The organism is Streptomyces shenzhenensis (genome assembly GCF_021462265.1).
In the GTDB taxonomy this organism is placed as follows: domain Bacteria; phylum Actinomycetota; class Actinomycetes; order Streptomycetales; family Streptomycetaceae; genus Streptomyces; species Streptomyces shenzhenensis.
This window is the reverse complement of the sequence record NZ_JAJONF010000034.1, coordinates 20,149-46,206: the sequence shown is the minus strand read 5'-3', so window position 1 is coordinate 46,206 and position 26,058 is coordinate 20,149. Positions and strand designations below refer to the sequence as shown.

Here is a 26,058-nt window from a genome sequence, read left to right as displayed (position 1 = left end):
GTCCGGGCCGGGGCCGGGTCCGTGGCGGGGGCCGGCCCGGTCAGGCCAGTCCGGCCGCGACGGCCTGCTCGGTGGCGGCGCGGACCGCGGCCGCCTGCTCGGGCAGCAGCGGCACGCGCGGCGGGCGGCAGACGCCGCCGTGGCGGCCGACGATGTCCATGGACAACTTGATGGCCTGCACGAACTCGACCCTGGAGTCCCAGCGCAGCAGCGGATGCAGCTGCTCGTACAGCCGCCTGGCGGTGTCCAGGTCCCCGCCCACCGCCGCGCGGTACAGTTCGACCGTCGAGGCCGGCAGCGCGTTCGGGTAACCGGCCACCCAGCCCTTGGCGCCCGCGATCGCCAGCTCCAGCAGGACGTCGTCGGCACCGATCAACAGGTCCAGGTCCGGGGCGAGTTCGGCCAGCTGGTAGGCGCGCCGGACATCGCCCGAGAACTCCTTGACAGCGTGGATGTACCCCTCGCCGTGCAGCGTGGCGAGGAGTTCCGGCACCAGGTCGACCTTGGTGTCGATGGGGTTGTTGTACGCCACGATCGGCACTCCCGCCTTCGCGACCTCCGCGTAGTGCGCCAGCACCGAACGCTCGTCGGCGCGGTAGGCGTTGGGCGGCAGCAGCATCACGGCCGCGCAGCCGGCGTCCCTGGCCTGCTCGGCCCAGCGGCGGGCCTCGGCCGAGCCGTAGGCGGCGACCCCGGGCATGACCCGCGCCCCGCCGACGGCGGCCACGGCGGTCTCCACCACCCTGGCCCGCTCCTCGGGGGTGAGCACCTGGTACTCACCGAGCGAGCCGTTCGGTACGACACCGTCGCAGCCGTTCTCCACCAGCCAGGCGCAGTGCTCGGCGTACTTCTCGTGGTCGACGGAGAGATCGTCGCGCAGCGGGAGCGCGGTGGCTACGAGGACACCTCGCCAGGGGCGGGGGTGGGAGACGGTCATCGGGGCACCTCCATGAGGGGGGAATGTGACATATCACTGTTCGTCTTCGGTAGTGCCGGCCCGCGCGAGCACCCCGAGGGGCACCGGCCGGGCGAACGGTCTGCGCGCCGCCGTCTCCGGGCAGCCGGCGAGGCCGGCGACCGCGGGCCCGCACATCCGCCCCTGGCACCAGCCCATCCCGGCCCGCGTGAGCAGTTTGACGGTCCGCACGTCTCCCGCGCCCAGTTCGGTCACGGCCCGCCGGACCGTCCCGCCGGTGACCTCCTCGCACCGGCAGACGACCGTGTCGTCGGTGACCTGCTCGGCCCAGTGCGCGGGCGGCGCGTACGCGTCGTCCATCGCCGCCGCGAACCGCCGCAGCCCCGCCCGGATCCGGGCGGCCCCCGCCCAGCCCCGCGGGTCCGGCTCCCGGCCCGACAGCCGCACGGCGGCCGACCGGCCCGCGATGTGCCCCTCGGCGAGGGCGAGTTCGGCGCCGCCGATGCCGGTGGCCTCGCCCGCCGCCCACACCCCCGGCACATCGGTGCGCTGCTCGTCGTCCACGTGCACCGCGGCCCCGTCGAGCCGGCAGCCCAGGGCCTCGGCGAGATCGGTGTGCGGGAGCATGCCGTGCCCGACGGCCAGGGTGTCGCAGCCGATGCGCCGCCGGGTGCCCGGCCCCACCCGGCCGGTGGCGTCGAGCGCGGCGACGGTGACGGCTTCGAGCCGCTGGTCGCCGTGCGCCTCGACGACGGCGTGGTGGACCAGGGTGCGCACCCCGTGCCGCAGCAACCGGGCCGCGTAGCGGGCGCCCTCGGCGAGCTTGTGCGGCTGGGCGGCCAGCGCGGGGGAGCGCCGTACGACCGCCCGCGGGTCGGCGGACTCCACCAGGGCCGCCACCCGGGCGCCCGCCGCCGCGAGTCCGGTCGCGACCGGCAGCAGCAGCGGTCCGGTGCCGGCGACGACCGCCGTACGGCCCGGCAGTACGAGTCCGCCCTTCAGCATGGCCTGCGCCCCGCCCGCCGTGACGACACCGGGGAGCGTCCAGCCGGGGAAGGGCAGCACCTTCTCGTAGCCGCCGGTAGCGAGCAGCACCGCGTCCGCGCGCACCTCCACGGGCTGCTCCTGCTCGGGGCCGAGCAGTGCGTGCACGGTGAAACCGGACCGCTGTGCCCCCGTCACACACCACACGTGATGGTCGCGCAGATGGGTCACCAGCCCCGCCGTGATCTGCCGGTCGAGGCCGGCGCGCAGGCGTTCCCAGCTCCGCCGGCGGTGGTGCAGGGCCTGCGGGCGGCGGGCGCCGAGACCGGCGGCGGGCTGCCGGTAGAACTGACCGCCCGCCTCCGGCGCCGCGTCGATCAGGGTGACGCGCAGGCCGTGCCGGGCGGCGGCCAGGGCGGCGGCGAGACCGGCCGGGCCCGCGCCGATCACGGCGAGGCGGGGTGACCTCTCCCGGCGGCTCGTGTCAGTCATCGTGCCCCGTGCCCTCCTGCGTACGGATCGCGTCGCCCGGCTCGACGGGCACCAGACAAGCCCGTTGGTTGGGACGGCCGTTGACGGTGACCAGGCAGTCGAAGCAGACGCCGATCCCGCAGAAGACCCCGCGCGGACGGCCCTCGCCGCGGGTGGTCCGCCAGGACGTGACTCCGGCCGCCCAGAGCGCGGCGGCGACCGTCTGGCCGGGCAGCGCCACGAGCTCCCGGCCGTCGAAGGTGACGGTGAAGGCGGGGCCGGGCCGGGCATCCGCCAACTCCAGGGGGTTCACAGGGCCTCCTCGCCGAAGCGCTCGGGACGGAACGGGGTCAGGTCCAGCTCGGGGGTCCGGCCGCTCAGCACCTGGGCGATCAACCGCCCCGTACCGGTGGCGAGTCCGATGCCGGCGCCCTCGTGCCCGCAGGCGTGGAACAGGCCCGGCGCACGCGGATCGGGACCGATCGCGGGGAGGTGGTCGGGCAGGTACGGGCGGAATCCCACGTAGCCGCGCATGGCGCGGACCCCGGACAGGAACGGGAACAGCCGGGTCGCGCCCGCCGCAAGCGCCCGTACGGCCGGCAGCGAGAACGACCGGTCGAAGCCGACGCGTTCCCGGCTCGCGCCGATCAGGACCGGCCCGGCCGCCGTACCCTCCACGACCGGCGAGGTCTGCAGCGCGGCCGAGTCGCTGGCCACGTCGGCCACGTAGTCGGCGGCGTACACCTTGTGCCGTACGCGGCGCGGCAACGGCTCGGTGACCAGGACGAAGCCGCGCCGGGGGAGGACGGGCAGGCGCACTCCGGCGCGGGCGGCCACCTCGCCGCCCCAGGTCCCGGCCGCGTTCACCACGGCGGGGGCGTGGATGTCGCCGCGGTCGGTGCGGACTCCGCGTACCGCACCGCCGGCGTCGCGCAGCACCTCCGTCACCGTACGGCCGGTCGACAGGCGGGCGCCACCGGCCCGTAGGAGATGCGCGGCGGCCAGGGCCGGCATGACCTGGGCGTCCTGGGGGTAGCGCACGCCGCCCGCCAGGCCGGGTGCCAGGTACGGCTCCAGGTCGCGGAGTCGATCCGCGGCGACGTCCTCCGCCAGCACCCCGGCGGCCCGTTGCCCGGCCGCGAACCTCTCCAGGGCGGCCAGTCCCTCGGGCCCGGCGGCGACGACCAACCCGCCCTTGGGCTCGTACTCGATCCGGTCCCCCAGCTCCCCGGCCAGGCCGGCCCACAACCGGCCGGACAGCAGGGCGAGTTCGAGTTCGGGCCCCGGCTCCTTGTCGGACACGAGCAGATTGCCCTCACCCGCCCCGGTCGTGCCGCCGGCCACCGGGCCCCGGTCCACCACGATCACGTCCAGACCCGCCCGGGACGCGTACAGGGCGCAGGCGGCGCCCACCATGCCCGCCCCGATCACCACGGCGTCGCAGGTCAGTCGCATGCTCACGGCAGTAATATGTCACATGGCACACACCGGCGGAAGACCGCCGTGTGGCGCTCCCGCAGGTCGTCCTGCTTGTCCTGTACGACTTTCGCCGGCGGCATCGCGACGGGCTGCGCGAAGTCCGAGGGGAGCCGAGCGCGGCCGCCGGGTGCCGTCCCCTCCCATGGGTGACGGCACCGGCGTGTCACACCGGCAGCAGTCGCCCGATCAGCCCGCCGAGCTGGCCGGCGGTGCGGCACTCGTGCATCTCCACCAGCTTGGCGTACTCCGGCGCGGCCGAGTCACCGGTACCCCACAGGGAGTGCGGTTCGGGGTTCAGCCAGTAGACGCGCCGGGCCTGTCCGGTGATCTCGCGGACGGCGGCGAGGTTCGGGTCGAGGTTGTTGTTGCGGGCGTCACCGAGCACGAACACGGTGGTGCGCGGGGTGACCGCGGCACCGTACCGCTGCGCGAACTCGCCCAGCGCCATGCCGTAGTCGCTGCTGCCGTGCCAGCCGGTGAGCGTCGCCTCGGCGCGGATCCGGGCGCCCAGCCCCTCCGGATCGGCCCGGCCGTGCTCCAGGAGGCCGGTCACCTCGTCGATCCGGTTGACGAACGCGAACACCCGGACCTTGCTGAACTGGTCGTGCAGGGCCTGCACCAGCAGCATCGTGAAGTCGGAGAACCCCGACACCGAGCCGGAGACGTCGCACAGCAGCACCAGCTCGGGGCGGACCGGCCGGCGCCGGCGCAGGACCGGCCGCATCGGCACCCCGCCGGTCGACAGCGACCCGCGCAGGGTGCGCCGCAGGTCGATGGAGCCCCGCGCGGCCCGGCGGCGGCGCGCGGCCAGCCGGGTCGCCAGCTTCCGCGCCAGCGGCTGCACGGTCCTGCGCAGCTCGCTGAGCTGCTCCCGCCCGGCGGACAGGAAGTCCACCCGGTCCGCGGTGGGCGCCACCGCCCGCCGGGCGATCCGGTCCCGGCCCCGCCGCTCGGCCACCCGGCGCCGGGCCTCCGCGGCGACCATGCCCCGGAAGGCCTCGATCCGCCGCCGGATCTCGTCGTCGAGCAGCCGGTCCGCGAACCCCGGGTCGCCGCCGCCCCGCGCCCGGACGTCCGCCCGCACCCGCGCGAGCAGCGTCTGCGGCCGCAGCCGGTCCAGGGTCTGGTACGACGACCACCCGTCCGAGCCCGGCGAACTCCCGTATCCGCCCAGGCCGTCGACGGCCTCGGCCGCCAACTGCCGCAGCAGCGCGGTGTCGTCGTCCGCCAGCGCGGCCGCGAGCCGCTCCCGCAGTTCTTCCCGGTCGCCGGACCGGTCGCCGGACCCACCGCCGGGCCCGCCCACGCCGCGCGGGAAGTACAGGTCGAAGACCTGGTCGAACACGGCCCGTTGGCCGGTGCCGTGCAGCAGCGTGGCGGCCAGTCCCTCGCGCAGCAGCTCCCGGTCCGTCAGTCCCAGCGCCGCCACCGCCCGGCCGGCGTCCACGGTCTCCCCGGTGCCGATCCGCACCCCGTGCGACCGCAGCGCGCCCACCAGCCCGGTCAGCCGGCCGGCGAGGTCGGCCGGTGTGCTCACAGCGCGTCCAGGTCCAGTTTGGCGGCCGCCTTCTGGATGTCGTCCTGGTGCTTGAGGATCACGCCCAGGGAGTCCCGTACGACCTGCTCGTCCAGCGTGCCGGCGCCCAGGGCCAGCAGGGTGCGGGCCCAGTCGATCGTCTCCGCCACCGAGGGGACCTTGCGCAGGTCCATCGCCCGCAGCGCCCCGACCACCCGGACGACGGACTCGGCGAGCGCCTCCGTGAGCTCCGGCACCTTCAGCCGTACGATCCGGCGCTCCAGCTCCTCGTCCGGGAAGCCGATGTGCAGGAACAGGCAGCGGCGGCGCAGCGCCTCGGACAGCTCTCGGCTGGCGTTGGAGGTGAGCACGACGAAGGGACGGCGGGTCGCGGTGACCGTGCCCAGCTCGGGGACCGTCACCTGGAAGTCGCTGAGCACCTCCAGGAGCAGGCCCTCCACCTCGACGTCGGCCTTGTCGGTCTCGTCGATCAGCAGCACCTTCGGGTCGTCGCCCCGGATCGCGGTGAGCAGCGGGCGGGGAAGCAGGAACTCCTCGCTGAAGATGTCGGTGCGGGCCTCGTCCCAGGTCTCGTCCCGGCCCGCGCTGATCCGCAGGAGCTGTTTGGCGTGGTTCCACTCGTACAGCGCCCGGGACTCGTCCACTCCCTCGTAGCACTGCAGCCGTACCAGGCGGGCCCCGGCCACCTGGGCCACGGCCTTCGCCAGCTCGGTCTTGCCGACCCCGGCGGGGCCCTCGACGAGGAGCGGTTTGCCGAGCCGGTCGGCCAGGAAGACGGTGGTGGCGACGGCGGGGGAGGCGAGGTAACCGGTCTCGGCGAGGCGCGCGGAGACGTCGTCGACGGAAGTGAACAACGGGGCCTCCGGCTGGTCGGGGTCGTGGCACGCGTACGGCGAGCAGGTCCGGGTCCTATCTAAGCGCTTGGTCACCTCCCCTGCCACCCTGTATACCGATCGGTTTCCTCCCGGCTTTCCGGCGCGGTAACCTCGGCCGTATGGCCACCACGGACAAGGCGTCCCCCCGCGACCGGCTCCTCGAAGCCGCCGCCGAGCTCTTCTACCGCGACGGCGTCTCCATCGGAGTCGAGGCGCTGTGCAGGTCCGCCGGCGTCTCGAAACGCTCGATGTACCAGCTCTTCGACAGCAAGGACGAGATGCTGGCCGCCAGCCTGGAGCGCCGCAGGCCCTGGTACGAGGCCCAGATCACGCCGGCCGGGACCATGCCGGCGACCCCGCGCGAACGGATCCGGTACGTCTTCGAACGGATTGCGGAGGCCTCCGTGACCCCCGGCTACCGGGGCTGCCCCTACCTCGCAGTCCTGGTCGAGCTGAAGAACCCCGAGCACCCGGCGAGCGCGGTGGCCCGAGTGGTCAAGGACCGCCTGCGAGGCTTCTTCCGCGAGCAGGCCGAACAGGGCGGCGCCGCCGATCCGGAGGTCCTCGCCCGGCAGCTGATGCTGGTCTTCGACGGCGCCAGCGCCCGCGCCGGCGCCCGCATCGAACGGCTGGACGACGGGCTGGCGGCGAGGACGGCCGACGCCCTCATGGGCGCGGCAGGGATGAACTAAGCAGGTCGGAACCGGCCACGTCGGCTTGATTTGCTAGGGAACCAACCAAGCCTTGATCCCCGGGGGGCGAAGTCGGCCGCGGTTCGGGACCGCCCCGAGAGGCGCGGGGCCGTACCCGATGTGCGGCTGCCGCCGCGTGGGCGCGACCGGACACGACGGCGCCGCGGACGGCCGACGGCATGACGCGGCACTTCCGGCGGAGCCCTCGGCCCGCCCGGACGGATCAGCACAGCGCGCCGGGCCGGCCGCCCACCCGGTGCAATGGACGCGTGACCGTGCCCCCGAACGACTGTCTCGCGCGCAACGAGTGGATCTGCGGCGCCTATCTGACCAGCCGCCGGCAGATCCTCCTGGACGCCGTCGGGCAGCACCTTCGGCTCACCGCGGTCTCGGTGCTCATCGGACTCGCCATCGCCGTTCCGCTGGCCGTACTGGCCCGCCGCCGGCGCTGGTCGGCCGGACCCGTCCTCGGTGTCACCACCATCCTCTACAGCATCCCGTCCCTGGCGATGTTCTCCCTGCTCCTGCCCCTGTACGGCCTCTCGGCCACCCTGGTCGTCGCCGGTCTGGTGCTCTACTCGCTCACCCTGCTCGTCCGCAACATCCTCGCCGGCCTGCGCGCCGTCCCCGACGAGACCCGGCAGGCCGCCCGCGGCATGGGCTACGGCCCGATCCGCCTCCTCCTCACCGTCGAACTGCCCCTGGCCCTGCCCGCCGCGATGGCGGGCCTGCGCATCGCCACCGTCTCCGCGGTCTCCCTGGTCACCGTCGGCGCGATCGTCGGCTTCGGCGGACTCGGCAACCTGATCTACGCCGGCATGAACACCTACTTCAAGGCCCAGGTCCTCACCGCGTCCGTGCTCTGCGTGGTGATCGCCGTCGCCGCCGACCTGCTGCTGCTCGGTGCCCAGCGGCTGCTCACCCCGTGGACCCGGGCGGCCTGGTCATGACCACCCTCGCCGACGCCTGGGCCTGGCTCACCGACCCCGCGCACTGGGCCGGCGACGACGGCATCGGGCACCGGCTGCTCCAGCACCTCGTCCTGACCGTCGGCTGCCTCGTCATCAGCTGCCTGATCGCACTCCCCGTCGCGCTGGTCCTCGGCCACCTCGGCAAGGGCGGCGCGCTCGCCGTGAACATCTCCAACGCCGGCCGGGCCGTCCCCACCTTCGCCGTCCTGGTGCTGCTCCTCCTCACTCCGGTCGGCGGATGGGGCGAGGGCCCCGCGGTGGTCGCCCTGGTGCTGTTCGCCGTACCACCCCTGCTCACCAACGCCTACGTCGGCATGCGCGAGGTCGACCGCGGCGTCGTGCGGGCCGCGCGGGGCATGGGGATGGCCGGGCGACAGATGCTGTTTCACGTGGAACTGCCCCTTTCGCTCCCCATGGTCCTCAACGGGGTGCGGATCGCCGCCGTCCAGCTCGTCGCCACCGCCACCATCGCCGCACTCGCCGGCGGCGGAGGACTGGGCCGGATCATCACCGCCGGATTCAACCTGGCCAGCACACCCCAGGTGGTCGCCGGAGCGATCCTGGTGGCCGTGTTCGCCCTGATCGTCGAGGGCCTCTTCGCACTCGCCGAACGGCTCGCACCGGTCCGGACGCGAGGCTCGCGATGAGACCTCGTACGGCGGCCGGCGCCGTACTGCTGCTCACCGTCACCGCCTGTGCCACCGGCCCCTCCCTGGAGAACCGCGGCGCGGTCACCGCACCCCCGGGCGACAGCCGGCATCTGACCGTCGGCTCCGCCGGGTTCACCGAGAGCGACCTGCTCGCCCAGATGTACGCCCAGCTGCTCAACCAGGCCGGATACCAGACCTCCCTGATCACTGTCGCCAACCGCGAACTCTACGAACCCGCTCTGGAATCCGGGCAGATCGACGTCGTCCCCGAATACGCGGCCACCTTCGCCGACTGGCTCGACGCCAAGGCCGACGGCCCCGACGCGCCCTCGGTGGGCTCACCCGACCTCACCACCACGATGAAGGCCCTGCGCCGCCTCGCCGCCCCCCGTGGCCTCACCGTCCTCGACCCCGGCAGGGCGGTGGACCAGAACGCCTTCGCGGTCACCGCCGGCTACGCCCGGCAGCACCACCTCAGGACGCTCAGCGACCTCGGCGCCTCGGGACTGGAGGTACGGCTCGCGGCCGGTGACGAATGCGTGCGACGGCCGTACTGCGAGCCCGGGTTGAAGAAGGTCTACGGCATCCACGTCACCGGCGTCGACCCCAAGGGCGTCGGCACCACCCAGGCCAAGCGGGCCGTGCAGAACGGGCAGGACCAGATGGTGCTGACCACGACCACCGACGCGACGCTCGGCCAGTTCGGCCTGGTCCTCCTCGCCGACGACAGACATCTGCAGAACGCCGATCACGTCGTCCCCGTCGTCAACCGGGCCCGGGCCGGCGGGGAGCGGGTGATCAAGGCGCTCGGCAAGCTCAACGACGTCCTGACGACGGCCGACCTGGCCGCCATGAACCAGCAGGTCGACAGCTGGCGGCGGCTTGCCCAGGACGTGGCCCGGACCTGGCTGCGGGACAAGGGGTTGCTGAAGTGACGGCGAGCGGCGGCCGGTGCGGCGGCGGCCGGGGCCGGAGGCATTGTCAGTGGCGGGCGTTAGGTTCGGGGCATGGGGATCTATCTGGTGAGTGTCGGTGCGCAGGAATGGCTCGAGGGCGAGGGAGAGGGTGACGAGGCCGAGGGCGGCAGGGGCACCCTCGCCGCGGCCCTCGACGAGGAGTTGAGGCGGCGCGGGCTGGCGCCGTACGAGTCGGTGCCCGAGGCGGCCGCCTTCGTGCGCGGCTCGGGACTGTCGTTCGAGGAGAAGCTGGTGCCGGCCATGGACGGGTTCGCCGCACTATGCCGGGAGCACCTGACACCGAGAGAGACGGAGCTGCTGCTCGGATGGTCGGTGCTGGTGCCGTTCTCGCTCGACGACGAGATCCGGCTGCCCGTCGAGTCCGCCTACACCGACGAGACGGTGATCGCCGGCGCCCCCGAGGTGCTCGCCCTCGCCCAGCGGCTCGCGGCGGCGATCGGGCTTCCCGTCGAGGCGATACCGCAGGCCTGCGACAACCTCGATCTGACCATGTGGTTCCTGGACGGCCCGGCGAAGGAAGCGGCCGCCGTCCGTCCCGGCCCCTGGGGCGAGGACCTGGACACCGCCTTCTACGCCGCGCTGTACCTGCGGGCCGCCCAGCACTCGCTGCGCCGCGGCTGCCCGATGACGTATTGCTGACCGGCCCCGGCCCCGGGCCCCGCCGGTCAGGCGCCGGAGACCGAGGCGAAGGGCACCTGACCGCGCGCGACGCCACGCGCGTCCGCGTCCACCGAGCGGCGCAGCGCCTCGTGCAGCCCGGCCGGGGTCAGCACGCCGAGGAAACGCGAACCGTCCAGCACCGCGACCCACCCGGCGTCGTACTGCAGCATGACACCGAACGCCTGCTTCAGCGGGGCACCCACCGGTACCCACGCGGTCATCCGGTGGGCGAGGCCGTCGACCGTGCCGCCCGCCGCCAGCTCGTCCCGGCCCACCCAGCCGTGCAGGTCGCCGTGCGGGTCCAGGACCACGGCCCACCGGGCACCCTCCGCCCGCAGCCGGGCCGCCGCGCTCTCGGCCGGCTCGTCCAGCCGGACGACCGGCGGCTGCTCCAGGTCGTCCGGCTCGATGTCGGTCACCGAGAGCCGCTTCAGCCCCCGGTCCGCGCCCACGAAGGCGGCCACGTACGGGGTGGCCGGCCTGCCCAGCACGGCACCCGGGGTGTCGAACTGCTCGATCCGCCCCTGCCCGTACACCGCGATCCGGTCGCCGAGCCGTACCGCCTCCTCGATGTCGTGCGTGACCAGCAGCACGGTCTTGCGCACGGCGGCCTGCATCCGGAGGAACTCGTCCTGCAACTGCTCCCGCACCACCGGGTCGACCGCGCCGAACGGCTCGTCCATCAACAGCACCGGGGGATCGGCGGCGAGCGCCCGGGCCACGCCGACGCGCTGCCGCTGGCCGCCGGAGAGCTGGTCCGGGTAGCGCGGCCCGTACGTCTTCGGGTCGAGACCCACGAGTTCCAGCAGCTCGGCGGCGCGGGCCCGGGCCCTGGCCCGTCCCCAGCCGAGCAGCGCGGGGACGGTCGCGGTGTTGTCGAGGACCGTGCGGTGCGGGAACAGGCCCACCTGCTGGATGACATAGCCGATCCGGCGCCGCAGCCGCACCGGATCGACGCCCGCGACGTCCTCGCCGTCGACGAGGATCCGGCCTGAGGTCGGTTCGACGAGCCGGTTGACCATCATCATCGTCGTGGTCTTGCCGCAGCCGGAGGGGCCGACGAGCGTGACGAGTTCGCCCTCGGCCACCTCGAAGGAGAGACCGTCCACCGCGGTCGTCCCGTCCGCGTACCGCTTGGTGACCTGCTCGAACCGGATCATTCCCTCACGTTAACCGCGACCGTCACCGCTCGCCCGCGCCGTCCTGGACGCCCGGCCGGTCGCCGCTGACCAGCACCACCTCCAGGGTGCGCGGGCCGTGCACTCCCTCGACCCGGTCCAGCTCGATGTCGCTGGTGGCCGAAGGGCCGGAGATCCATGTCAACGGGCGGGTCGCATCGAGCCGTTCGAGGGCCTGGGGCACGGAGGACACCACCTGCTCCGGGACCCGCACGACACAGATGTGGTGATCTGGGACGAGGGTGATCCGGCGGCGGCCCTGGTCCGGGCCGCCGTCCAGCACGATCGTGCCGGTCTCGGCGATCGCCACCGCACAGCCGGTGACCACACTTCCGACCCCGTCGAGCTCGTGCGGAGTGCTCTCCGCGCGATCCGCGACCTGCTCGGCGTCCAGCGCCGCGAGCCACCCCTGGTCCAGCCCCGCGGGCACGACCACCGAGGTCGAACCGTGCCCGGCGACCAGCCGCCCGATGACGGCGGCCAGTTCACCGGCCGTGCAGCGGTGCACGACGGCCCGGTAGTCGGCCAGGTTCTCGGCGAGCAGATCCACCGTCTGTGCGGTGCTCCGCTGCCCGTGCTCGCGCAGATACGCCCGCTCGACGGGCGCGTCCTCGTCCCGCACCCCGGCCAGCGCCCGCCGCACCCGGCCGAGGATCCGCTCCCTGCTGCTCACTTCGCGCCGCCCTTTCCGCCGCCGGTCCGCTGCCACCAGTCCCGGAACGGCTCCGCCGGTACGGCGGGCAGGTCCCGGGTCCCGCTCCACGCCCTGCCGGGGCCCGGCAGGGTACGCGGATGCAGGCGGCGGCTGCGGGAGGCGAGCCGCTGGCCGGTGCGCAGGGCGGCCGGGTGGGAGAACGCCCAGCGGGCCGCGCGCATCGCCGCCCGCTCGGCCGCGTGCCCCTTGGCCGGCTTGAGCACCACCTTGTTTCCGTCGCGGACCGCCTCGCCGCCCTGGACGACCCGTTCGCGCAGGTGCACCAGCACCTCGGGGATGTCGATGGCGACCGGGCAGACCTCGTAGCACGCCCCGCACAGCGAGGAGGCGTACGGGAGCGAGGCGTCGATCTCGCTCTGGGTGCCGCGCAGCTGGGGGCTGAGGATGGCGCCGATCGGGCCCGGGTAGACCGAGCCGTAGGCGTGGCCGCCCGCCCGCTCGTAGACCGGGCAGACGTTCAGGCAGGCCGAGCAGCGGATGCAGCGCAGGGCCTGGCGGCCGACCTCGTCGGCGAGGGTGTCGCTGCGCCCGTTGTCCAGGAGCACCAGGTGGAAGGTGCGCGGGCCGTCGCCGTCCGTGGTGCCGGTCCAGGTGCTGGTGTACGGGTTCATGCGCTCGGCCGTGGAGGAGCGGGGGAGGGTCTGCAGGAAGACCTCCAGGTCCCGCCAGGTCGGCACGATCTTCTCGATGCCGACGACCGAGATCAGCGTCTCGGGCAGGGTCAGGCACATCCGCCCGTTGCCCTCGGACTCGACGACCACCAGGGTGCCGGTCTCGGCGACCATGAAGTTGGCGCCGGAGACACCGACCTTCGCGCGCAGGAACTTCTCCCGCAGGTGCAGCCGGGCCGCCTCGGCCAGTTCGGCGGGGGTGTCGGTGAGGCCCTCGGGTGCGGGGCGCCCCCACTCGCCCATCCGGGTGCGGAAGATGTCCCTGATCTCACCCCGGTTGCGGTGGATCGCGGGGACCAGGATGTGCGAGGGCCGGTCGTGACCCAGCTGCACGATCAGCTCGGCCAGATCGGTCTCGTAGGCCCGGATGCCCGCGGCCTCCAGCGCCTCGTTGAGCCCGATCTCCTGCGTGGCCATCGACTTGACCTTCACGACCTCCGACTCACCGGTCTCCTTGACCAGTTCGGTGACGATCCGGTTCGCCTCGTCGGCGTCGACGGCCCAGTGGACCGTGCCGCCCGCCGCTGTCACCGCCTCCTCCAACTGGACCAGATAGCGGTCGAGATGACGGAGCGTGTGGTCCTTGATCCGCTTGCCCGCCTCGCGCAGCTCGGCCCAGTCGGACACCTCGGCGACCGCGTTGGCCCGCTTGGCGCGGATGGTGTGCGTGGCGTGCCGCAGATTCCCGCGCAGGACGGGGTTGCCCACGGCCTCGTGCGCGGCCTTCGGGAAGGCCGGGTGGGTGGGTGGGGGAAACACAGGCATCCCTACGAACGTCCCGCTCATGCGGCCGGTTCCTCCTCGGTGCTCGCCAGGATCTCCGCGATGTGCACCGGCCGCATCCCGCTGCCCAGCCGGGTCATGGTGCCGCCGATGTGCATCAGGCAGGAGTTGTCGGCCGCGCACAGCACCTCGGCGCCGGACGACTCTGCGTTGCGCACCTTGTCGGTGCCCATCGCCGCCGAGACGTCCGCGTTCTTCAGCGCGAACGTGCCGCCGAACCCACAGCACTCCTCCGCCCCCGGCAGCTCCACCAGCTCCAGGCCCTTGACGGCCTCCAGGAGTCGGCGGGGGCGGTCGCCGAGCCCCAGACCGCGCAGCCCGTGGCAGGTCGGGTGGTAGGTCACCGTGTGCGGGTAGTACGCCCCGACGTCCGTCACCCCCAGGACGTCCACCAGGAACTCCGTCAGCTCGTACGTCTTCGGCACCACGGGTGCCAGCGCCGCGGCCAGCCCGCTCCCGCGCCCCTCCGCCCGGGCCCGCTCGCCCATCCTCGGATACAGCTCCCGCACCATCGCCCCGCAGGACCCGGACGGGGTCACGATCGCCTCGTACTCACCGAAGACATCGGAGAAATGCCGGGCCAGCGGCTCCGCCTCATGGCGGTACCCGGTGTTGTAGTGGGCCTGCCCGCAGCAGGTCTGCGCCATCGGGAAGTCCACCTCGACGCCCAGCCTGGTCAGGAGTTTCACCACCGCGCGGCCGGTGTCCGGATAGAGCGTGTCGTTGACACAGGTCAGGAACAGTGCGACACGCATCGCGGCTCCTTGGGGTTGGTCATCGGATGGGTCAGGGGTCAACCCGCACGCGTTCAGCGTAGTGGGGGACCGGCCGGCGGGCGTGGGGCGGGGGGAGACCCCGGCTCACCGCGTGGTGAGCCGGGACTCGGCCTCTCGCCAGCGGGCCGCGTCGCCACGCGGCTCGTAGCGGGTCAGTGGCTGGGTCCGCACCAGGAGCCGCCGGGCGTCGGTCAGGTCGCCGGCGAGGCCGTGCGCGCGAGCCTGCACGAGCACGTTGCCCAGGGCGGCCGCCTCGGTCGGGCCGGCCACCACGGGCAGCCCGCAGGCGTCGGCGGTCAGCTGGCACAGCAGCGTGTTGCGGGTGCCGCCGCCGACGATGTGCACGACGTCGACCGGATGGCCGGCCAGTCGCTGGGCGTCCTCGACCGCCCGCCGGTGGGCGAGGGCGAGGGAGTCGAGGATGCACCGGGTGATCTCGGCCCGGCTCTGCGGCACCGGCTGCCCCAGGGCGCGGCAGGCCTCGGCGATCCGCTCCGGCATCCGCCCCGGCGCGAGGAACGCCGCGTCCCCCGCGTCCACCACCGAGCGCAGCGCCGGCACCGCGGCCGCCTCCCGCAGCAGCACACCCAGATCCGGGTCGCCCCAGGCGCGTACGCACTCCTGGAGCAGCCACAGGCCCATGATGTTGCGCAAGTACCGGACCGTGCCGTCCAGCCCGAGCTCGTTGGTGAAGTTGGCCGCCCGGCTCTCCTCGGTCAGCACGGGCGCGGCCAGCTCCAGGCCGGCCAGCGACCAGGTGCCGGTGCAGATGTAGGCGAACCGCTCCCCGGCGGCCGGCACGGCGGCCACCGCCGACGCGGTGTCGTGCGAGCCGACCGCCGTCACCGGCACCGGCCCGGTCAGACCTGTCTCCTCCAGCACCTCCGGCCGCAGGAACCCCGCGGGATCGCCCGGTCGGCGCAACGGTGGGAACAGGCCCAGGTCGATCCCCAGCCGGTCCGCGACCTCGTGGGACCAGTCGCGGGTCCGGGGATCGATCAGCTGAGTGGTCGAGGCGTTGGTCAGCTCGGTGCCCTGCTCCCCGGTGAGCCAGTGGGCCAGCAGGTCCGGGATGAGCAACAGACGCTCCGCATGGGCGAACTGCCGTGCCCCACGGGCCGCCACCAGCTGGTACAGGGTGTTGAAGGGCGCGTACTGGATGCCGGTCGCCGCGTACAGCTCCGCCGCCGGCAGGGTCGCCCACACCTTCTCCGCGACGCCCTCGGTGCGGGCGTCGCGGTAGTGCACCGGGTTGCCGAGCAGCGCACCGTCGGCGTCCAGCAGGCCGTAGTCCACGGCCCAGCTGTCGATGCCGACGGAGTCGACCTGCCCTACGGCCTTGAGCCCGTCGAGGACCCCTCGGTACAGCGCCAGGACGTCCCAGCGCAGCCCCTCCGGAACGCGCACCGGCCGGTTCGCGAACCGGTGCGCCTCCGTCAGTTCCAGCGAGCCGGGCCCGACGCGCCCGACCATCACGCGTCCGCTGGACGCGCCCAGGTCGACCGCCGCGTAGGCCTTCACACCGCCGCTCATCGCAGGAACGCGGCCGCGACGCCGGCGTCGACCGGGACGTGCAGTCCCGTGGTGTGGGTCAGGTCACCGCCGGTGAGGGCGAACACGGCGTTCGCCACGTGCTCGGGCAGCACCTCGCGCTTCAGGATGGTCCGCTGGGCGTAGAACTCGCCCAGCTTCGCCTCCTCGACCCCGTACACAGCCGCCCGCTGGGCACCCCAGCCGCCCGCGAAGATCCCGGAGCCGCGCACCACCCCGTCCGGGTTGACGCCGTTGACGCGGATGCCGTGCTCGCCCAGCTCGGCCGCGAGCAGCCGGACCTGGTGGGCCTGGTCGGCCTTGGTGGCCGAGTAGGCGATGTTGTTGGGGCCGGCGAAGACGGCGTTCTTCGACGCGATGTAGACGATGTCACCGCCCAGCCCCTGCGCGATCATCACCCGGGCAGCCTCCCGCGAGACGAGGAACGAGCCCCGGGCCATGATGTCGTGCTGGAGGTCCCAGTCCTTCGCCGACGTCTCCAGCAGCGGCTTGGAGATGGAGATGCCCGCGTTGTTCACGATCAGGTCGACCCCGCCGAAGGCCAGCACGGCGGCCTTGAAGGCGGCGGCAATCTGTTCCTCGTCGGTCACGTCGACGGTCACGGCGACGGCCTTGTCGGGGCCGCCGAGCTGCTCGGCGACGGCGGCGGCGTTCTCCGCGTTCAGATCGGCGACGACCACACACGCGCCCTCGGCGACCAGCCGTTGCGCGATGGCCTTGCCGATCCCGCTGCCGGCCCCGGTCACCAGGGCGACGCGGGTCGCCAGCGGCTTGGGCTTCGGCATCCGCTGGAGCTTGGCCTCCTCCAGCGCCCAGTACTCGATGCGGAACTTCTCCGACTCCTCGATGGGCGCGTACGAGGACACGGCCTCGGCGCCCCGCATCACGTTGATCGCGTTGACGTAGAACTCGCCGGCGACCCGCGCGGTCTGCTTGTCCTTGCCGAAGGAGAACATGCCCACGCCCGGGATCAGCACGATGGCCGGGTCGGCGCCGCGCATCGCGGGGGAGTCGGGCAGGGCGTGCCGCTGGTAGTAGGCGGCGTACTCCTCCCGGTACTCGGCGTGCAGCTCCTTCAGCCGCGCGATCGCCTCGTCGACCGGAGCGGTCGGCGGCAGGTCCAGGACGAGCGGGCGCACCTTGGTCCGCAGGAAGTGGTCGGGACAGGAGGTGCCGAGCGCGGCGAGCCGCGGGTGCTCGGCACGGGCCAGGAACTCCAGCACCGGCTCGGTGTCGTTGAAGTGCCCGACCTGCGGCTTGTCCTGGGAGGCGAGGGCCCGCACGTACGGGGCGAGCGCCGCCGCCCGTTCCCTGCGCTCGGCCTCGGGGAGAGCGCCGTACCCGTCGACGACGGGCCCGAAGGGCTCGGCCTTGCCGTGCTCCGCCAGGAACTTCTCGGCGGTCCGGATGATGTGCAGCGAGTTGCGCTCGCACTCCTCGGCGGTGTCGCCCCAGGCGGTGATGCCGTGCCCGCCGAGGACGACGCCGACGGCCTGCGGGTTGGCCGCCTTGATCGCGGCGATGTCCAGCCCCAGCTGGAACCCGGGCCGCCGCCACGGCACCCAGGCGACCGTGTCCCCGAAACACTCGGCGGTCAGCTTCTGACCGTCGGCCGCGCAGGCGAGCGCGATACCGGAGTCGGGGTGCAGGTGATCGACGTGCGCGGCCTCGACCAGCCCGTGCATGGCGGTGTCGATGGAGGGAGCGGCCCCGCCCTTGCCGTGCAGGCAGTAGTCGAAGGCGGCGACCATCTCGTCCTCGCGCTCGACACCGGGGTAGACGTCGACGAGCGCCCGCAGCCGGTCCAGCCGCAGCACGGCGAGTCCCGCCTCGGTGAGCGTCCCGAGGTCCCCGCCGGACCCCTTCACCCACATCAGCTCGACATCGCCACCGGTCACGGGGTCGGTCTCGGTGCCCTTCGCGGACGCGTTGCCGCCGGCGTAGTTGGTGTTACGGGGATCGGCGCCGAGCCGACGGGACCGGGAGAGAAGAGCGGCGGCTTCGGGATGGGTGGTCACAATGATTCCTGTTTCGTTGAAGGAGCGGGACTGCAACGCGGCCCTCAGGGGGCGCTGGGGGTACCCCCGGCCGAAGGCTGGGGGAGGAACTGCACGACCAGCCACATCCGGCCCGCAGTCCGCGACGCGACGGATCAGGGCAGACGCTTACGCACCCCACCCCGCCTGCTGTCCTCCCACCCGCTCAGCGACGATCTTCTCGGCCCACCCGGACCGCCGGTACGCGGCGATCGGGTCGGCGTCCAGCCCCATCTCCTCCCGCACCTCACGAAGCAGCGGCCGGACATCCGTGTTGTACGCGTCCATCAGCACCGCGTTGGCCTCCAGCACGTCACCGGCCGCCTGAGCGGCAGCCAGCGCCGCGCGGTCGACCAGCAGCGCCTTCGCGGTGGCCTCCTGCACGTTCATCACCGACCGGATGATCGCCGGGATCTTCGCCTCGATGTTGTGGCACTGGTCGAGCATGAACGCGACGTCCGGCCCGAACCCGCCCCCGCGCACCACCTCGTACATGATCCGGAACAGCTGGAACGGATCGGCCGCGCCCACCATCAGGTCGTCGTCGGCGTAGAACCGCGAGTTGAAGTCGAACCCGCCGAGCTTGCCCTCGCGCAGCAGCGTGGCGACGATGAACTCGATGTTGGTGCCGGGGGCGTGGTGCCCGGTGTCGACGACCACCTGGGCCTTCTCGCCCAGCTTCAGGCAGTGCGCGTACGCGGTCCCCCAGTCCGGCACGTCCGTCGCGTAGAAGGCCGGCTCGAAGAACTTGTACTCCAGCAGCATCCGCTGCCCGTCACCGAGCCGCTCGTACACCTCGGCCAGGCCCTCGGCCAGCCGGTCCTGCCGGGCGCGGATGTCGTCCTGCCCCGGATAGTTCGTGCCGTCCGCGAACCACAGCTTCAGGTCGGTGGACCCCGTGGCGTCCATGATGTCGACGCACTCCAGCAGGTGGCCGACGGCCTTGCGCCGTACCGCCGCCTCGGGGTGGCAGATGCTGCCCAGCTTGTAGTCGTCGTCCTGGAAGGTGTTGGAGTTGATCGCCCCGAGCTTCACCCCCCGTTCCTCGGCGAACTTCGCCAGCGCGGCGTAGTCCTCGACCCTGTCCCACGGGATGTGCAGTGCCACGGTGGGCGCGACCCCGGTGAACGCGTGCACCTGCGCCGCGTCCGCCAGCTTCTCCTGGGGCGTGCGCGGAACGCCCTGCTGGGCGAACACCTTGAAACGCGTCCCCGAGTTCCCGTACGCCCACGACGGCGTCTCGACGGCCTGGGTCTTCAGCGCGGCCTTCACCGCGGCGAGGTCGGTCACTTCGGGCTCCTGTGACATCGGGCCGGAAAGGCCTTTGTGTGAAACGATTCAGAAGGGGAAGCTATGGGCACCCCGGGAACGTGTCAATCCCTGTAGCCAGGTGTCCTTTCCGTGACCCGGGCGTGACCTTCGAGTATCGAAAGATTTTCGGGCGGCATCCATTGACGTGACATGTCTGTCATGCCTAACGTCCCGGCAACCCAGTTGAAACCTTTCACGGCGCTGTGGCGGCTTCTTTCCGTCGGCGTCGTCGAGGAGCCACCCATGACCCACCCGTCCGACACGGGACCGGCCCCGGTACTGGCTCTGAGGGATGTAGCCAAGTCCTTCGGAGCCGTACGCGCCCTGCGGGGCGTCTCCCTGGAGCTGTTCGCCGGTGAGGTGCACGCCCTCGCCGGCGAGAACGGCGCGGGCAAGTCGACCCTGATCAAGACCCTGGCAGGGGTGCACCGTCCGGATGCCGGCCAGGTGCTGCTCGACGGTGAGCCGGTCCAGTTCCACGGACCCGGTGACGCCCGCGACGCCGGCATCGCCGTGATCTACCAGGAGCCCACGCTCTTCCCCGACCTGTCGATCGCCGAGAACATCTACATGGGCCGCCAGCCCCGGCGCGCCTTCGGCCGTATCGACCACAAGGCCACCCGTGACGCCACCGCCGCCCTGATGAAGCGGCTCGGCGTCGACCTCGACCCCGACCGCCCGGCCAGCGGCCTGTCCATCGCCGACCAGCAGATCGTCGAGATCGCCAAGGCGCTCTCCTTCGACGCCCGCGTTCTGATCATGGACGAGCCGACCGCCGCCCTCACCGGCAGTGAGGTCGCCCGTCTCTTCGGAGTCGTGCGCACGCTGCGCGAGCAGGGCGCGGCGGTGCTGTTCATCTCCCACCGGCTGGAGGAGATCTTCGAGATCTGCCAGCGAGTGACCACCCTTCGGGACGGCGCCTGGATCGCCAGCGAACTCCTCGACGGCATGTCCGAGGACGACCTGGTCCGCCGCATGGTCGGCCGCGACCTCGACGAGCTGTACCCCAAGCAGGAGGTCGAGCCCGGCGACGTCGCCCTCAGCGTACGGCGCCTGACCCGCGAGGGCGTCTTCACCGACATCTCCTTCGAGGTGCGGCGCGGTGAGATCGTCGGTCTCGCCGGACTCGTCGGAGCCGGCCGTACCGAGGTCGCGCGGGCGGTCTTCGGTGTCGACCGGTGGGACGCCGGCGAGGTCGAGATCGACGGCCGCACGCTGACCAACGGCGCGCCCTCCACCGCCATGGCCGCCGGGCTCGCCCTGGTCCCCGAGGACCGGCGCGCCCAGGGTCTGGTGATGGACATGTCCATCGAGCGGAACATCGGCCTGACCGGACTCCGTACGACCGTGCGGGCCGGCCTGATGGACCGGGGCGCCGAGCGCAGCCGGTCCCTGGACTGGGCGGTCAAGCTCCAGGTGAAGTACGCCCGGATCGCCGACACCGTCTCCACGCTCTCCGGCGGCAACCAGCAGAAGGTCGTCCTCGCCAAGTGGCTCGCCACCGGCCCCAAGGTGCTGATCGTCGACGAGCCCACCCGCGGCATCGACGTCGGTACCAAGGCCGAGGTGCACCGGCTGCTGTCCCAGCTGGCCGCCGACGGCGTCGCCGTCCTGATGATCTCCTCCGACCTGCCCGAGATCCTCGGCATGGCCGACCGCGTGCTGGTGATGCACGAGGGCCGGCTCACCGCCGAGATCCCCCGCTCCGAAGCCACCGAGGAAACCGTGATGGCAGCCGCCACCGGGAGGGCCGCCGCATGACGGTGACCACACCCAACGAAGCCCCCGTCACCGAGGTGCCCGCCTCCAGCGGCACCCGCCTGGTCGACCGCGTCTTCAAGATGCGCGAACTCGCCATCCTGATCGTCTTCCTGGCGATGATCGGCGTCACCCAGGCCGGCAACAGCCAGTTCCTGTCCGAGCAGGGCGTCAAGGACCTGCTCCTGAACGCGACCATCCTGGTCCTGGTCGCCACCGGCCAGTCACTGGTGGTCATCACCCGCAACGTCGACCTGTCCGTCGGCTCCACCCTCGGCATCAGCGCCTTCGCCGCCGGCACCTATCTGCACGGTGGCGGCAACCCGGTCGTCGCCATCGTCCTCGCGGTCCTGCTCGGCATCGGCTTCGGCCTGCTCAACGGACTGCTCGTCAGCCTCGGCCAGGTGCCCGCGCTGGTGGTCACCCTGGGCACGCTGTACATCATCCGCGGCATCGACTCCATCTGGGTCGGCTCCCGCCAGATCACCGCGGCCGACCTGCCGGGATCCTTCGTCGACTTCGGCTCCGGCGGTCTCGGCGCCGTACCGTACCTGGCGCTGATCGCGCTCGCCGTACTGGTGGGCACCGCCTACTACCTCAAGCACTTCGGCAGCGGCCGCGAACTGTACGCCCTCGGCTCCAATCCGGAGGCCGCCCGGCTCGCCGGCATCGCGGTCCGCAAGCGGATCCTGGTCGCCTACACGTTCTGCGGCGCTCTCGCCGGTCTCGCCGGCGCCATGTACCTGGCCCGGTTCGGCAACGTCGACTCCAGCACCGGCAACGGCTACGAACTCACCGTCGTCAGCGCGGTCGTGGTCGGCGGCGTCGTCTTCACCGGCGGCTCCGGCAGCGTCTACGGCGCGGCCCTCGGCGCCCTGCTGCTGACCTCCATCAACAGCGTGCTGCCCGCCCTCGGCGTCAGCTCGGTGTGGGTGCTCGCCATCAACGGCGTGCTGCTCCTGCTCGCCATCGCGGTCGACCGGATCGTGGCCCAGCGGGTGGCGGCCGCCCTGAAGAAGAAGTCGGCCTTCGAGAAGTCCGCCGTACAGAAGGGGGAGGCTCGTGCCTGAGTCCCTGACCCGAGCCGTCCGCTGGGACACCGTCGTGGGCGCCCTGCTGGTCGTCCTGCTCCTGCTGTCCTTCTCCACCGTCGACGGCTTCGGCAACTCGCTCAACCTGTCGTTCCTGATCGGCAACACCCTGCCCGTCGCGCTGATCGCGCTGCCGATGACCCTGCTGGTCGTCTCCGGCGAGATCGACCTGTCGGTGGCCTCCACGGCCGGCCTGTCCGGCGCGGTGATGGGCAAGCTGTGGAACGCGGGCCTGCCCATCGAGCAGATCATCCCGCTGTGCCTGCTGCTCGGGGTGGTGTGCGGGCTGGTCAACGGCCTGCTGGTGACCCGGCTCGGGCTGCCCTCCCTCGCCGTCACCATCGGCACCCTCGCCGCCTACCGGGGCATCGCCCAGATCGTTCTCGGCTCCGACGCGGTCACCGACTTCCCCACCCAGTACCTGGACTTCGCCGCCGGACGGCTCGGGAACTCCTTCCTCCCGCAGGCCTTCCTGCCCTTCCTGGTCCTGCTCGCCATCGCCGTCGTCGTCCTGCACGCCACCCCGTTCGGGCGGTCGCTGTTCGCGATCGGCGCGAGCGAGGAGGCGGCACGGTTCGCGGGGATCAGGGTGAAGCGCAACAAGCTGATCCTCTTCGTCGCGACCGGGTTCATGGCCTCCCTCACCGGAATCTTCTGGGCCCTGCACTACGCCAGCGCCCGCTACGACAACGCCACCGGCCTCGAACTCTCCGTCGTCGCCTCGGTGCTGCTCGGCGGGATCGACTTCGACGGCGGCAAGGGCACGCTCGGCGGCGCGATCGCCGGTGTGTTCCTGCTGGGCGCCCTGCAGAACGTGATGAGCCTGCTGAACGTCTCCGCCCAGTCGCAGATCGTCGTCACCGGCGTCCTGCTCGTCGTCTCCGTGCTCGGCCCCCGGGTCGCACGCCAGATCTCCGTCGCGAGGGCCGGCCGCCGGGCCGCCTCGGCGCCGGTTTCCCAGGCTCCCCCAACGCCTGCCGCATGACACCCTCCCCGCTCAACCCTTCGTAAAGGAAAAACGCCATGCGCAAGTCGTCGATCCGCCGTGCCTGTGCGGCCGTCGCCACCGTCTCCTCCCTCGCCCTCGCCGTGACCGCCTGTGGCGGCACCACCAAGAGCGACGTGAAGAGCGGCAGCAGCTCCAACGCGGCGGCCGGCACCGCCGACCCGAACGCGGCCACCAAGAAGGGCCTGACCGTCGGTTTCCTGCCCAAGCAGGTCAACAACCCCTACTTCACCTCCGCCGACAAGGGCGGCGAGGCGGCCCTGAAGGAGCTCGGCTCCAGCTACAAGGAGGTCGGCCCCTCCAGCGCCACCGACACCTCCGGCCAGGTCTCCTACGTCAACACGCTCACCCAGCAGCAGGTCGACGCGATGGCCGTGTCCGCGCAGGACCCGGGCGCCCTGTGCACCGCGCTGAAGCAGGCCATGAGCAACGGCATCAAGGTCGTCACCTACGACTCCGACACCACCGCCGACTGCCGCAACGCCTTCATCTCGCAGGCCAGCGCCGAGGACCTGGGCCGTACCGAGGTGCAGCTGCTCGCGAAGCAGATCGGCTACAAGGGCCAGATCGCGATCCTGTCGGCCGCGCAGACCGCGACCAACCAGAACACCTGGATCGACTACATGAAGAAGGAGCTGGCCCTCCCGAAGTACAAGGACGTCAAGCTGGTCAAGGTCGCCTACGGCAACGACGACGCCCAGCAGTCCTTCCAGCAGACCCAGGGTCTGCTCCAGGAGTACCCGAACCTGAAGGGGATCATCTCCCCGACCACCGTCGGCATCAAGGCCGCCGCTCAGTACCTGTCCGGCTCCAAGTACAAGGGCAAGGTCGAGCTGACCGGCCTCGGCACCCCGAACGACATGCGCAAGTACGTCAAGAACGGTACCGTCTCCGCCTTCGAGCTGTGGGACCCGGCGAAGCTCGGCGACCTCGCCGCCCGTACCGCCGTCGCACTGGCCTCCGGCCAGATCACCGGCAAGGAGGGCGAGACCTTCAAGGCCGGCTCCACCAGCTACACCATCGGCAAGGACGGCGTGATCAGCCTCGGCAAGCCGACCGTGTTCAACGCCTCGAACATCGACAGCTTCAACTTCTGATCCGGGAGCGGTACTTCATGCAACGCGTCTGTTTCCTGCTCAAGGTCCGGCAGGACCGCATCGCCGAGTACCGCGAACGCCATGCCGCCGTGTGGCCGGAGATGCGCGCAGCGCTCTCCGCCACCGGCTGGCACAACTACTCCCTCTTCCTGCGTGACGACGGCCTGCTGGTCGGCTACCTGGAGACCGAGGACTTCGACGCCGCCCTGGCCGGCATGGAAGCCACCGAGGTCAACACCCGCTGGCAGGCCGAGATGGGTCCCTTCTTCGAATCCCTCGACGGCGCCCGTCCCGACGAGGCGATGAAACCGCTCACCGAAGTGTTCCACCTCGCCTGACCCGTCCCCCCAGGAGCCGCTCGTGAAAAGACGTACCGTACTGGGCGCCGCCCTCGTCGGCGCCGTGGCCACCCCCGCCCTCGCCGCCGGCACCGCCCGCGCGGCCACCCCCGGGCCGTCCGTGAACAAGCAGCAGACCACGCAACTCGACGCCCAGGCCATCTTCTTCGTCTCCTACGACGGCCTGGTCAACAACAACTCCTTCCAGAAGAACGGCCTGTTCACGTACAAGGGCTACCAGTACGCCGGCTGGTACACCGCGAGCGGCTCCGCGGTCATCGGGCGCCGGGTGCTCGGCGGACCGGCGTGGTCGACCGTCACCCTCGCCCACCAGCTCAAGTCCAGCGACTCGCACAACGTCATCTCCATGGGCGTGTCGAAGACCGACGGCCGGCTGCACATCAACATGGACTCGCACAGCGACGGCTTCTTCTACGTGAAGTCGGTCGCCGGGCTGCTCGACAACCCCGGCTCCACCACCTGGACCGCGGCCGTCTTCGGCGCCGTACAGACGTCCTTGGACGGGGTGTCGCTCACCTCCCAGTTCACCTACCCGCAGTTCGTCTCCACGCCCGAGGGCAAGCTGCAGCTCAGCTACCGCGTCGGCATCTCCGGCAACGGCCGCAACGCCCTCGCGGAGTACGACGGTTCGTCCTGGACGGCGCTCGGCGAGTGGTCCGCCTCCACCGGCACCTACACCAGCTCGCACGGCTCCAGCACCGCCCGCAACATGTACCTGCACGGCATCGACTACGACGTCAACGGGCGGCTGCACTCCTTCTTCACCTGGCGCGAGCAGAGCGCCGCCGTGATGTGCGACAGCGGCGGGATCACCAACCACGACACCGGCTACGTCTACTCCACCGACCGCGGCCGGAGCTGGCACAACGACGCGGGCGCCCTCGTCGCCACCACCGGCAGCCCGGACACCGTGGCCGTCACCGACGCGGGGCTGGTCGTCGACCCCCTCAGCCCCGACCACTCCCTGATGAACCAGGAGAGCCAGTGGACAGACTCCGCCGGCCTTCCGCACGCGATCATCAGTTATGTCCCCGGACGCTTCGGCCAGTGCACCACGGACTACGTCGCCGACCGCACAGCCAACGGCCGCGCCTTCCACCTGCGCAAGAACTCCGCCGGCACCTGGCAGAAGACCGAGATACCCGTCGCACTGAACTCCAGCCAGCGCACCAAACTGGTCCTGGACAAGTACGACAACGCGTACGCGGTGTTCCCCTACGGGCGGATCGCCGGCGCGTCCAAGGCATCCGGGTACTCGGACTGGACGCTGCTCCACGACGGCAGCGGCCTGAACGCCTTCGGCGAGGTCGTGATCGACGAGATGCGGGTCAAGGCGGACAACGTGCTGTCGTTCATGTACCAGGAGACGTCGAGCGGTACGACACCCTCGGCTCTCCACGTCGTCGACTTCGCGCTGCCCGGCTGAGCCGGACCGGTGTGCGAAGTCATGTCGTAATGTGAAGCCCTTCCCGATGTGCCCTTCCGTGCTGTGAAGGCGCCGTCCATGTTTCCTG

The 26,058-nt window shown here is 72.0% G+C and carries 24 protein-coding genes; 11 read left to right on the top strand and 13 right to left on the bottom strand.

The genetic code is table 11. The annotated features are described in order from the left end of the window. Positions 1-40: 40 nt before the first annotated feature. The 6 genes from LQ326_RS33325 to LQ326_RS33300 form a co-directional block, all read right to left on the bottom strand. A complete protein-coding gene (locus tag LQ326_RS33325; protein WP_234542790.1) occupies positions 41-937 on the bottom strand; it encodes a dihydrodipicolinate synthase family protein in 897 nt (298 codons plus the stop codon). A 33-nt stretch (positions 938-970) separates the two neighbouring features. Then, on the bottom strand, positions 971-2,392 hold the full coding sequence (locus LQ326_RS33320; protein WP_234542789.1) for an FAD/NAD(P)-dependent oxidoreductase: 1,422 nt from the start codon (positions 2,390-2,392) through the stop codon (positions 971-973). Beyond that, positions 2,385-2,684, bottom strand: coding sequence for a (2Fe-2S)-binding protein (locus LQ326_RS33315; protein WP_234542788.1), 300 nt, complete (start codon positions 2,682-2,684; stop codon positions 2,385-2,387). The genes LQ326_RS33320 and LQ326_RS33315 overlap by 8 nt, the downstream gene beginning before the upstream one ends. Further along, positions 2,681-3,832 carry an NAD(P)/FAD-dependent oxidoreductase gene (locus tag LQ326_RS33310; RefSeq protein WP_234542787.1) on the bottom strand — a complete coding sequence of 384 codons (1,152 nt, stop codon included), beginning with the start codon at positions 3,830-3,832 and terminating at the stop codon, positions 2,681-2,683. The genes LQ326_RS33315 and LQ326_RS33310 overlap by 4 nt, the downstream gene beginning before the upstream one ends. A 181-nt stretch (positions 3,833-4,013) precedes the next feature. After that, complete coding sequence (locus LQ326_RS33305) at positions 4,014-5,387, bottom strand: VWA domain-containing protein (RefSeq protein WP_234542786.1); 1,374 nt, start codon at positions 5,385-5,387, stop codon at positions 4,014-4,016. Beyond that, entirely contained in the window at positions 5,384-6,241 is an 858-nt protein-coding gene (locus tag LQ326_RS33300) for an AAA family ATPase (RefSeq protein WP_234542831.1), read from the bottom strand. The genes LQ326_RS33305 and LQ326_RS33300 overlap by 4 nt, the downstream gene beginning before the upstream one ends. A gap of 140 nt (positions 6,242-6,381) precedes the next feature. Here LQ326_RS33300 and LQ326_RS33295 point away from each other — a divergent pair, with 140 nt between their 5' ends. From LQ326_RS33295 to LQ326_RS33275, 5 genes are all read left to right on the top strand, one after another. Then, on the top strand, positions 6,382-6,954 hold the full coding sequence (locus tag LQ326_RS33295; protein ID WP_234542785.1) for a TetR/AcrR family transcriptional regulator: 573 nt from the start codon (positions 6,382-6,384) through the stop codon (positions 6,952-6,954). A 269-nt stretch (positions 6,955-7,223) separates the two neighbouring features. Continuing rightward, on the top strand, positions 7,224-7,904 hold the full coding sequence (locus LQ326_RS33290) for an ABC transporter permease (protein ID WP_234542784.1): 681 nt from the start codon (positions 7,224-7,226) through the stop codon (positions 7,902-7,904). Next, a complete protein-coding gene (locus LQ326_RS33285) occupies positions 7,901-8,572 on the top strand; it encodes an ABC transporter permease (RefSeq protein ID WP_234542783.1) in 672 nt (223 codons plus the stop codon). The genes LQ326_RS33290 and LQ326_RS33285 overlap by 4 nt, the downstream gene beginning before the upstream one ends. Then, complete coding sequence (locus tag LQ326_RS33280; RefSeq protein WP_234542782.1) at positions 8,569-9,510, top strand: ABC transporter substrate-binding protein; 942 nt, start codon at positions 8,569-8,571, stop codon at positions 9,508-9,510. The genes LQ326_RS33285 and LQ326_RS33280 overlap by 4 nt, the downstream gene beginning before the upstream one ends. Positions 9,511-9,582: 72 nt before the next feature. After that, positions 9,583-10,191 carry a hypothetical protein gene (locus LQ326_RS33275; protein ID WP_234542781.1) on the top strand — a complete coding sequence of 203 codons (609 nt, stop codon included), beginning with the start codon at positions 9,583-9,585 and terminating at the stop codon, positions 10,189-10,191. A 26-nt stretch (positions 10,192-10,217) separates the two neighbouring features. Here LQ326_RS33275 and LQ326_RS33270 read toward each other — a convergent pair whose 3' ends face one another. The 7 genes from LQ326_RS33270 to rhaI all read right to left on the bottom strand — a co-directional run bounded on the left by LQ326_RS33270 (position 10,218) and on the right by rhaI (position 19,212). Next, positions 10,218-11,372, bottom strand: a complete 1,155-nt coding sequence (locus LQ326_RS33270) for a betaine/proline/choline family ABC transporter ATP-binding protein (protein WP_234542780.1) — start codon at positions 11,370-11,372, stop codon at positions 10,218-10,220. A 22-nt stretch (positions 11,373-11,394) separates the two neighbouring features. Further along, on the bottom strand, positions 11,395-12,063 hold the full coding sequence (locus LQ326_RS33265) for a LutC/YkgG family protein (RefSeq protein ID WP_234542779.1): 669 nt from the start codon (positions 12,061-12,063) through the stop codon (positions 11,395-11,397). Next, entirely contained in the window at positions 12,060-13,562 is a 1,503-nt protein-coding gene (locus LQ326_RS33260; protein WP_234542778.1) for a LutB/LldF family L-lactate oxidation iron-sulfur protein, read from the bottom strand. The genes LQ326_RS33265 and LQ326_RS33260 overlap by 4 nt, the downstream gene beginning before the upstream one ends. Next, on the bottom strand, positions 13,559-14,314 hold the full coding sequence (locus LQ326_RS33255) for a (Fe-S)-binding protein (RefSeq protein ID WP_234542777.1): 756 nt from the start codon (positions 14,312-14,314) through the stop codon (positions 13,559-13,561). The genes LQ326_RS33260 and LQ326_RS33255 overlap by 4 nt, the downstream gene beginning before the upstream one ends. A gap of 105 nt (positions 14,315-14,419) precedes the next feature. After that, complete coding sequence (locus LQ326_RS33250) at positions 14,420-15,868, bottom strand: rhamnulokinase (protein WP_234542776.1); 1,449 nt, start codon at positions 15,866-15,868, stop codon at positions 14,420-14,422. Next, on the bottom strand, positions 15,865-17,904 hold the full coding sequence (locus LQ326_RS33245) for a bifunctional aldolase/short-chain dehydrogenase (protein ID WP_234542775.1): 2,040 nt from the start codon (positions 17,902-17,904) through the stop codon (positions 15,865-15,867). Before LQ326_RS33245 ends, LQ326_RS33250 begins: the two co-directional genes overlap by 4 nt. A 147-nt stretch (positions 17,905-18,051) precedes the next feature. Continuing rightward, positions 18,052-19,212 (bottom strand): L-rhamnose isomerase, encoded by a 1,161-nt coding sequence (gene rhaI, locus LQ326_RS33240; protein WP_234542774.1) that lies wholly within the window; start codon positions 19,210-19,212, stop codon positions 18,052-18,054. A gap of 264 nt (positions 19,213-19,476) precedes the next feature. Between rhaI and LQ326_RS33235 the strand changes: the two genes are divergently transcribed. The 6 genes from LQ326_RS33235 to LQ326_RS33210 are packed head-to-tail and all read left to right on the top strand — an operon-like array spanning position 19,477 to position 25,970. Further along, entirely contained in the window at positions 19,477-20,994 is a 1,518-nt protein-coding gene (locus LQ326_RS33235; RefSeq protein WP_234542773.1) for a sugar ABC transporter ATP-binding protein, read from the top strand. Beyond that, on the top strand, positions 20,991-22,061 hold the full coding sequence (locus LQ326_RS33230; protein WP_234542772.1) for an ABC transporter permease: 1,071 nt from the start codon (positions 20,991-20,993) through the stop codon (positions 22,059-22,061). Before LQ326_RS33235 ends, LQ326_RS33230 begins: the two co-directional genes overlap by 4 nt. Next, positions 22,054-23,067 carry an ABC transporter permease gene (locus LQ326_RS33225; RefSeq protein ID WP_234542771.1) on the top strand — a complete coding sequence of 338 codons (1,014 nt, stop codon included), beginning with the start codon at positions 22,054-22,056 and terminating at the stop codon, positions 23,065-23,067. Before LQ326_RS33230 ends, LQ326_RS33225 begins: the two co-directional genes overlap by 8 nt. A gap of 38 nt (positions 23,068-23,105) precedes the next feature. Further along, a complete protein-coding gene (rhaS, locus tag LQ326_RS33220; RefSeq protein WP_234542770.1) occupies positions 23,106-24,185 on the top strand; it encodes a rhamnose ABC transporter substrate-binding protein in 1,080 nt (359 codons plus the stop codon). A 17-nt stretch (positions 24,186-24,202) separates the two neighbouring features. Then, positions 24,203-24,523, top strand: coding sequence for an L-rhamnose mutarotase (locus tag LQ326_RS33215; RefSeq protein WP_181804950.1), 321 nt, complete (start codon positions 24,203-24,205; stop codon positions 24,521-24,523). Positions 24,524-24,545: 22 nt separating this feature from the next. Continuing rightward, positions 24,546-25,970, top strand: coding sequence for a BNR repeat-containing protein (locus LQ326_RS33210; RefSeq protein WP_234542769.1), 1,425 nt, complete (start codon positions 24,546-24,548; stop codon positions 25,968-25,970). Positions 25,971-26,058: the final 88 nt, after the last annotated feature.